The sequence below is a fragment of the Microbacterium sp. 22303 genome (assembly GCF_052045265.1).
In the GTDB taxonomy this organism is placed as follows: domain Bacteria; phylum Actinomycetota; class Actinomycetes; order Actinomycetales; family Microbacteriaceae; genus Microbacterium.
In genome coordinates this window covers 206,206-213,169 of sequence record NZ_JBQEOQ010000007.1, presented here as the reverse complement: position 1 = coordinate 213,169, position 6,964 = coordinate 206,206, and the positions used below count along the sequence as shown (strand labels likewise).

General features: G+C 68.2%; 7 protein-coding genes. 4 read left to right on the top strand and 3 right to left on the bottom strand.

Annotated elements, in window-relative coordinates; all coding sequences use genetic code 11:
* The first annotated feature begins 205 nt into the window (after positions 1 to 205).
* Complete coding sequence (locus tag ACTJI8_RS18675) at positions 206 to 508, top strand: hypothetical protein (protein ID WP_440734942.1); 303 nt, start codon at positions 206 to 208, stop codon at positions 506 to 508.
* 89 nt (positions 509 to 597) lie between these two features.
* Here the strand turns inward: ACTJI8_RS18675 and ACTJI8_RS18670 are convergent, their stop codons facing one another.
* Positions 598 to 1,056, bottom strand: coding sequence for an Lrp/AsnC family transcriptional regulator (locus ACTJI8_RS18670; protein ID WP_440734941.1), 459 nt, complete (start codon positions 1,054 to 1,056; stop codon positions 598 to 600).
* Between the two features lie 72 nt (positions 1,057 to 1,128).
* Here ACTJI8_RS18670 and ACTJI8_RS18665 point away from each other — a divergent pair, with 72 nt between their 5' ends.
* Both ACTJI8_RS18665 and ACTJI8_RS18660 read left to right on the top strand, forming a co-directional pair.
* Positions 1,129 to 2,559, top strand: a complete 1,431-nt coding sequence (locus tag ACTJI8_RS18665) for a DUF6421 family protein (RefSeq protein WP_440734940.1) — start codon at positions 1,129 to 1,131, stop codon at positions 2,557 to 2,559.
* 230 nt (positions 2,560 to 2,789) lie between these two features.
* Positions 2,790 to 3,479 (top strand): SDR family NAD(P)-dependent oxidoreductase, encoded by a 690-nt coding sequence (locus ACTJI8_RS18660; RefSeq protein WP_440734939.1) that lies wholly within the window; start codon positions 2,790 to 2,792, stop codon positions 3,477 to 3,479.
* Positions 3,480 to 3,542: 63 nt separating this feature from the next.
* Here the strand turns inward: ACTJI8_RS18660 and ACTJI8_RS18655 are convergent, their stop codons facing one another.
* Together ACTJI8_RS18655 and ACTJI8_RS18650 are read right to left on the bottom strand one after the other, a co-directional pair.
* Positions 3,543 to 4,253 carry a TMEM175 family protein gene (locus tag ACTJI8_RS18655; RefSeq protein ID WP_440734938.1) on the bottom strand — a complete coding sequence of 237 codons (711 nt, stop codon included), beginning with the start codon at positions 4,251 to 4,253 and terminating at the stop codon, positions 3,543 to 3,545.
* Positions 4,254 to 4,313: 60 nt separating this feature from the next.
* On the bottom strand, positions 4,314 to 5,750 hold the full coding sequence (locus ACTJI8_RS18650; protein WP_440734937.1) for an MFS transporter: 1,437 nt from the start codon (positions 5,748 to 5,750) through the stop codon (positions 4,314 to 4,316).
* 105 nt (positions 5,751 to 5,855) lie between these two features.
* On the opposite strand from ACTJI8_RS18650, the gene ACTJI8_RS18645 reads away from it, so the two are divergent.
* A complete protein-coding gene (locus tag ACTJI8_RS18645) occupies positions 5,856 to 6,923 on the top strand; it encodes a threonine aldolase family protein (RefSeq protein ID WP_440734936.1) in 1,068 nt (355 codons plus the stop codon).
* Positions 6,924 to 6,964: the final 41 nt, after the last annotated feature.

Sequence of the window (6,964 nt, the reverse complement as noted above, 5' to 3'; positions counted from 1 at the left end):
CCTACATCGACAAACCACCCGCACCCGTCACCTTCACCATCGACGAACCGGATCCGAATCCCGATCCGCCACCCGATGAAGCCGCACCGTTCTGAGCCACCGCAGCAAGGGCGAAGGTCAGGATCCGAGCCTCTCCCGTCCCCGCAGCGACGCCCCGTGCGGTGACGCCCCTCAAGTAAGAATGCTCAGAGGGGAGACTGGCCCCATGCCCGACAGGCCTGAGATCGTCTGCATCTGCGGTTCCCTCCGATTCGCCGAGGAGATGCGTGCGGCGTACCGCGAGCTGACGTTCGCGGGCGCCATCGTCCTCGCACCGGGAGAGGCAGGCGAGGTGATCACGATCGAGCAGAAAGCGCTGCTGGATGCGCTGCATCTACGGAAGATCGATCTGGCCGATCGCGTTCTCGTCGTCAACCCCGGCGGGTACATCGGCGAGTCCACTCGCAGAGAGATCGACTACGCACGCACCGCCGGTAAGTCGGTCTCGTTCACGGAAGCCGCCGACTGACCGCGGTCGAGTCCGCACGGAACGTCGGGCGCACAACCGGAACGATTCGGCCCCTCTCGTAGCGACCTGACCTGGGGCAATGCCCGAGGTCAGCGCTCGGTGAGCGCGGGCACGACCGGACGGTGCTCATAGAACGTCTGCAGTACGACGGTCGTCCTCGTGCTGACGTTCGCGGCGAGGCGGATGTCACGCACCAGCTGCTCGAGGTGCCTCGGCGAAGCGACCCGCGCGAACAGCATGTAGCTCGCGTCGCCCGCGATCGAGTGGCACGCCTCGATCGCGTCGAGGTGCTCGAGCAGCTCCGGCGCATTGTCGGGCTGGGCCGGGTCGAGCGGGGTGATCTCGATGAACGCCGCCAGCGGCTTTCCCACCGCCTCTGCGTCGATGACGGGGCGGTAACCCGAGATGACGCCGCGCGACTCGAGCCGGCGCAGCCGCGCCTGCACAGCCGAGACCGACAGCCCCACGGTCTCCGAGAGCTGCGCCAGCGTGGCGCGCCCGTCCTGAGAGATGGCGGCCAGGATAGCGAGGTCGACAGGATCGTCCATGCATGGAATAATATCGGAGTCAGAGAAGTTCCGCAGGAATATTTCCTGCACTATCCCCGATCGGAGGTCCCGATGTCCCTCATTTCCACCCATAGCAACGCTCTCATCGGCGAACCCGAGGTCGTCGAGGACGCGTCCACCGCTGAGCAGTCCGCCGCGTGGAAGCTCCTCAAGGACGCGGCCATTGCGATCCGCCCTCTGCAGATCAAGGACGGCTCCGTCCCGAACGCCGAGGACCACGACGCCGCGCGCGCACACGTCGCCGCGATCGTCGCCGCGATCCGCGCGCTCGCCCCCGCCTTCCCGCACGACGCCGAGTACCTCGAGGCCTCGGTGAAGGACTTCGAGCGCTGGGTCGATGAGGGCTTCGGCGTGCCGGACTTCCTCGACTCGCTCATGGCGTTCCAGCCGCAGCAGCACCGCGTCGACGGCATCCGTCACCTCGTCGTGTTCCCGATGTACACCCAGAACGGCTCGAGCGACCGCCTCGTCGAGGCGCTCATCGTCGAGACCATCTGGCCCGAGTTCATCGCCGACCTCGAGGCCGGCGACTACGGCAACAAGCTGTTCGTCTCGCTGCGCCTGGTCGACTTCACCCCCGGCTACGACACGAACTCCGCGGTGCTCTTCCCGGAGACCGTCGCGATGCGCGAGATCCCGTCGTTCACCTGGGGCGCGATCTTCCAGGACCGCGAGGCCGCCCGTTACCGCCGGGTCGTCCGCGCGGCGAGCGAGATCACCAACCTGGAGCTGCCCGAGCGCGCCGCCGCCATGCTCGACGACCAGGAACTCGCCGAGAAGACGTTCGTGATGTGGGACATCATCCACGACCGCACGCACATGCGCGGCGACCTGCCGTTCGACCCGTTCATGATCAAGCAGCGCATGCCGTTCTTCCTCTACTCGCTCGAGGAGATGCGCTGCGACATGACGGCGTTCCGCGAGTCGGTCAAGATCGAGCGGGCGTTCGACGCGCGCGTCGCGGCGGGCGAGCAGCTCACCGACAGCGAGCAGGAGATGCACGACTACGCGCACCTCGTGCAGTACGCGGTGATCTTCGACCGCATCTTCCGCTTCGCGATCACCGGCACCCGCACGCGCAACTACGACGCCGTCGGCGGACAGCTGCTGTTCGCCTGGCTGCACCAGCGCGGCGTGCTGCACTGGACCGACACCGCGCTCGCCTTCGACTGGGAGAACGTGCCGGACGCCGTGGTCGCGCTCGGCGACGCGATCGACGACCTGTACTGGCACTCGATCGACCGCCCGAAGACCGCCCACTGGCTCGCCGCCTACGAGCTGGTCCGCGGCACCCTGACGCCGCACCCCGCCTCGCAGTGGGCCCGCGGTCTCTCCGACGAGATCCTCGCCGGCGCGCCCAAGGGCTACACCGACGCGGTGCTGGACGACGAGTTCCCGCTGTCGATGTTCTTCGAGACGCTCGACAAGAAGATGAAGCCGGTCATCGAGTCGACCGTGGGCATCCGCGGCACCGATCAGTAACCGGCACCGATCAGTAACCGGCACCGATCAGTAACAGCATCGACGTCTGACCGTCATTCGGGGCGCGTCTCACCGCAGAACTGTGGCGAGATGCGCCCCGATTCGTCGGGAGGCACCCCGAGACGGGGCACGCACTGCAACAATGGCGCGCGGATCCGCAGAGATTCCGGATCCGCTTCGCCTTCGACTTCTTATCCACTTCGTCTTCGACTTCTCAGAGGAGCAACGACATGACCGTCACGGGACGCACCGTTCTTCTTGCCGGGGCCACCAGCCCCTCGGGCCTGGCCATCGCCCGAGCCCTGTTGGCTGCCGGGGCGCGCGTGATCGCCGTGGGACGCGACCAGGGCAAGCTCGACGCACTCGCGGCGGCTGCGCATCCGAACGCGGCGACCGGTGCGGGGTCGATCCGTACCGAGCGGTGCTCGCTCACGAACGAGGCCGAGGTGGCCATGCTCGCCACCCGGCTCGCGGATGGCGGGGAACACGTCGACGGGCTGGTGCCGCTGGTCGGGGGCTGGCGCGGCGGCGGCGGCCTCGCCGGGCAGACCGAGGAGGACTACCGCTTCCTCGAACAGGCCTTCACCGCGGTGCGCGTGACGAGCCGCGCGTTCGACGCCGACCTGCGCGCCTCCGAGGCGGGCCGGTTCGCAATCGTCTCCTCCACTGCTGTCGGCCGGCCGCTCGCCGGCGGCGCGAATTACGCCGCGGTGAAGGCAGCGAGCGAGGCCTGGACCCGCGCCGTCGCGCAGGGCTTCGCCAAGTCCGCCCGAGACGCGGAGCAGCCGCTGCGCGCCGCCGCCGTGGTGCTGCGCGTGCGCGGCCTCGACGACGTCATCGATGCGGTCGCCGCGCGGATCGTCGCGCTGTGGGCCGAGGATGCGGCGGAGCTGAACGACCGCGTCATCGACGTGGCCTGACCGGATCCGTCACCGGATCCGGCCGCCAGATCCAGACCGCCAGGATCCAGACCCCGGATCCCGCTAGTCGCGTGCGGCTCTTTCCTTCGCGATGGGGTCCTTCCGAGCGCTGCTCCTCCGCGCGCCGCCCCGGCGGGCGAAGAGCGCCTGAACGGGCCCCGAGAGCATCAGCAGGAACATCGCCCCATAGCCGATCGCGGGGACCAGCACTGCGATGAGCAGAGCGATCGCGAACATCGCGCTCGTCACGATCTCGGCGATGATGCCGCGACGCAGCGACTCCGGGTCGATCCGATGGAGCTCCGGATGGTTGCGCAGATACAGCCGGGTCGCCAGCATGAGCAGCGATGACGCCAGGAGCGCCCCGATGTAGAGCAGCTTCTGCGTCGTGTCGGGATCCATCGCTCCGAGCAGCGCCGTCGATACCGGCAACCAGACGATCGTGAGCATCCACCCGACCTGAAGCCAGACGAGCGGAGAGGTGACCCTCTCGACACGGTCGAAAACACGATGATGGGTCATCCAGAAGACGGCGATGATGAGGAAGCTCAGACCGAAGCTGAAAAGCTGGCTGTTCTCCTCCTGCACGAACTCGAGCGAGCTCTTGCCTTCGCGCGCGAGCTCGGAAACGCTCTCCAGCAGCGGCAGGATCAACAGCGTCATCGCGATCGCCACCACGGCATCGATGAAGGCCTTGAGTCGCTCCGCGGACAGGATCGGCCTGATCTCATCCTCTGGCGTCGGCGTCTCGGCATCCACGGCAGGCTGGCTCACTCCCGCATGCTCCCGTACTCGCCGGATCCGGTCAAGGCGCCGCGCCCGCCCGCCATGTCGTCACCCTCGCTCATCGGCGTCCTCGGTCACGGGTGTTCCGGTCCCGGCTCCGTCATCGCGTGCAACCGCAGGACCGCTATCGGTCGCGGGGCCGTCCAGAGGACGCTCCGTGGAAGGCGCCTGCTCAGGAGCCTGTGCGTACAGCTCGGTGAGCCTGCGGTACGAGCGCGTGAAGAAGGCGAGCCCGCCGACCAGCACCATGATGAGTCCCGCCCACAGGCAGATCAGGGCGATGCCGCGAGCCTCGCCCTCTCCGAGCAGCCATCCCCACTGCCGCTGCCCGGCGTCGCCCTTCATATAGGGGATGATCACGAACTCCGCCAGTGGGGCGATCAGGAACGCCGTGATGGGAGCGGCCGCCGCCTCCATCGCGGCCGCGACCCCGAACACGCGCCCCTGGCGCGCGAACGGCACCACCTTCTGGATCACGGTCTGCTCGGCGGCCTCGACCGGCGGCACCAGGGCCATGTAGATCCACATGCCGACGACGTACAGCGGCCACCACTCCCGCAGCATGAAGATCGCTCCGAGCAGCCCCATCGCCATCACGACCAGCAGCATGGTGCGCATCGGTTTCGTGCCGAGCCCGTACTTCGCCACGACGGCACCGCCGATCAGGAAGCCCGTCGACGAGAACGCGAGCGCGAAGCCCCACGTCTGCGCATCGAACAGGGTCAGACCGTAGGGATCCATGAGCGCCATATAGACGCCCCCGATGAGGTTGTTGAACGTGGAGAACACGATCAGCGCGAACAGTCCAGGAGCCTGACGGATCGCCTTCGCGCTGCCGCGGAAGTCGAGCGCGCCGGATGCGTCAGGATCCTGCTGCGGCCGATCCTCGGGGATCCGGACGAACAGCAGGTGGAGCAGGGTGAGCACCATCGCGGCGATCGCGATCGCGAGGGTCCATCCCATGCCGAGGAAGCCGATCGACAGGCCCGAGAACACACTCGTGACGAGGAAGGCGATGCCCTGCACGGTGCCGACCAGCCCGTTCGCGTTGGCGTGCTTCTCCGTCGGCACGAGCAGCGTGACCGTGGTGGAGAGGGCGATGTTGCGCAGCTGCTCGATCACTCCGCCGAACAGGATCACCGCGGAGAACAGCCAGAACCAGGGTCCGCCGAGGTCCAGCAGCGAGGCCTCGGGGCGCGCCAAGTAGATGGCTCCCGCGACGAGGAAGGCCGCAGCGGAGACCACACTCGACAGCACCATCACCGTGTGCTTGCGGTGCCGGTCGACGATCGTGCCGAACACCATGGCGAAGAACGCGATGAAGAGCATGTACGCGCCGCCGATGACGCCCGTGGCGAGCACCGAGCGCGTCTCGATGTAGACCCAGAACGTGAGGGCGAACCAGAGGAAGCTCGTCGTCACGTTGGCGATCAGCGTGTTGACGAGCACGCTGACGAATGCCCGTGAGGCGACGGTGCCCTTCATGTGCTCGAGCGTAGGGCGGGGTGGGGACATCCGGAACCCAGGCAGCGCTTCGGTGGCAGCGCCCCGCGGCCTCTTGAGCGGACTGCCGCAGAATAGACTGGGGCGGTGACCGTTCTGCACGATACAGCCCTGCGCGGCTTCGCGTCCGACAACTATTCCGGCATCCACCCCGAGGTGCTCGCGGCGATCGTGGAGGCCAACGACGGCCACCAGATCGCCTACGGCGAGGATCAGTACACCGAGCGGCTGCAGGAGGTCTTCCGGCAGCACTTCGGCGAGGGCGTGGAGGCCTTCCCCGTCTTCAACGGCACGGGCGCCAACGTGACCGGCCTGCAGGCGATGCTGCCCCGCTGGGGCGCCGTGATCTCGGCGTCGACCGCGCACATCAACGTCGACGAGGGCGGGGCGCCGGAGCGCATCGGCGGCTTCAAGATCCTCTCCGTGCCCACCGAGGACGGCAAGCTCACGCCCGAGCTCGTCGACCGGGAGGCCTGGGGCTGGGGCGATGAGCACCGCGCCCAGCCGCTGGTCGTCTCGATCACGCAGTCCACCGAGGTCGGCACGCTCTACACCGCGGACGAGATCCGGGCGCTCGCCGACCATGCCCACGAGCGCGGCATGAAGCTGCACCTCGACGGCGCCCGCCTCTCGAACGCCGCCGCCGCCCTCGACCTGCCGCTGCGCGCCTTCACGCGCGACGCCGGCGTCGACGTGCTGAGCTTCGGCGGCACCAAGAACGGCGCGATGCTCGGCGAGGCGATCGTCGTCCTCACCCCAGGGGCCGCCGACGGCCTGGTCTACTCGCGCAAGTTCAACATGCAGCTGGCCTCGAAGATGCGCTTCGTGTCGGCGCAGCTCATCGCGCTCCTCGAAGGCGACCTGTGGCTGCGCAACGCCCGCCGCTCCAACGCGATGGCCCAGCGGCTGCGCTCCTCGCTCGAAGCGGGCATCGCCGACGGATCCATCCAGGGCGTGGGCTTCACGCAGCAGACGCAGTCGAACGGCGTCTTCGCGACGCTGCCCGACGGCGTCGCCGACCGCCTGCGCGACACGTTCCGGTTCTACGACTGGGATGCCGCTCGCAACGAGGTGCGCTGGATGTGCGGCTTCGACACCGCCGAGTCCGACATCGACGCGCTCGTCGCGCTCGTCGCGCAGGAGACAAGCCGGTAGGGATCCGGATCCGCGCGCCTCGGTCGGCTCAGCGCGGCACG

Excerpts from the sequence above, each read along its gene's own strand:
- ACTJI8_RS18675 (WP_440734942.1), top strand. The coding sequence starts at position 206 with ATGCCCGACAGGCCTGAGATCGTCTGCATCTGCGGTTCCCTCCGATTC.
- ACTJI8_RS18670 (WP_440734941.1), bottom strand. The coding sequence starts at position 1,056 with ATGGACGATCCTGTCGACCTCGCTATCCTGGCCGCCATCTCTCAGGAC.
- ACTJI8_RS18665 (WP_440734940.1), top strand. The coding sequence starts at position 1,129 with ATGTCCCTCATTTCCACCCATAGCAACGCTCTCATCGGCGAACCCGAG.
- ACTJI8_RS18660 (WP_440734939.1), top strand. The coding sequence starts at position 2,790 with ATGACCGTCACGGGACGCACCGTTCTTCTTGCCGGGGCCACCAGCCCC.
- ACTJI8_RS18650 (WP_440734937.1), bottom strand. The coding sequence starts at position 5,750 with ATGAAGGGCACCGTCGCCTCACGGGCATTCGTCAGCGTGCTCGTCAAC.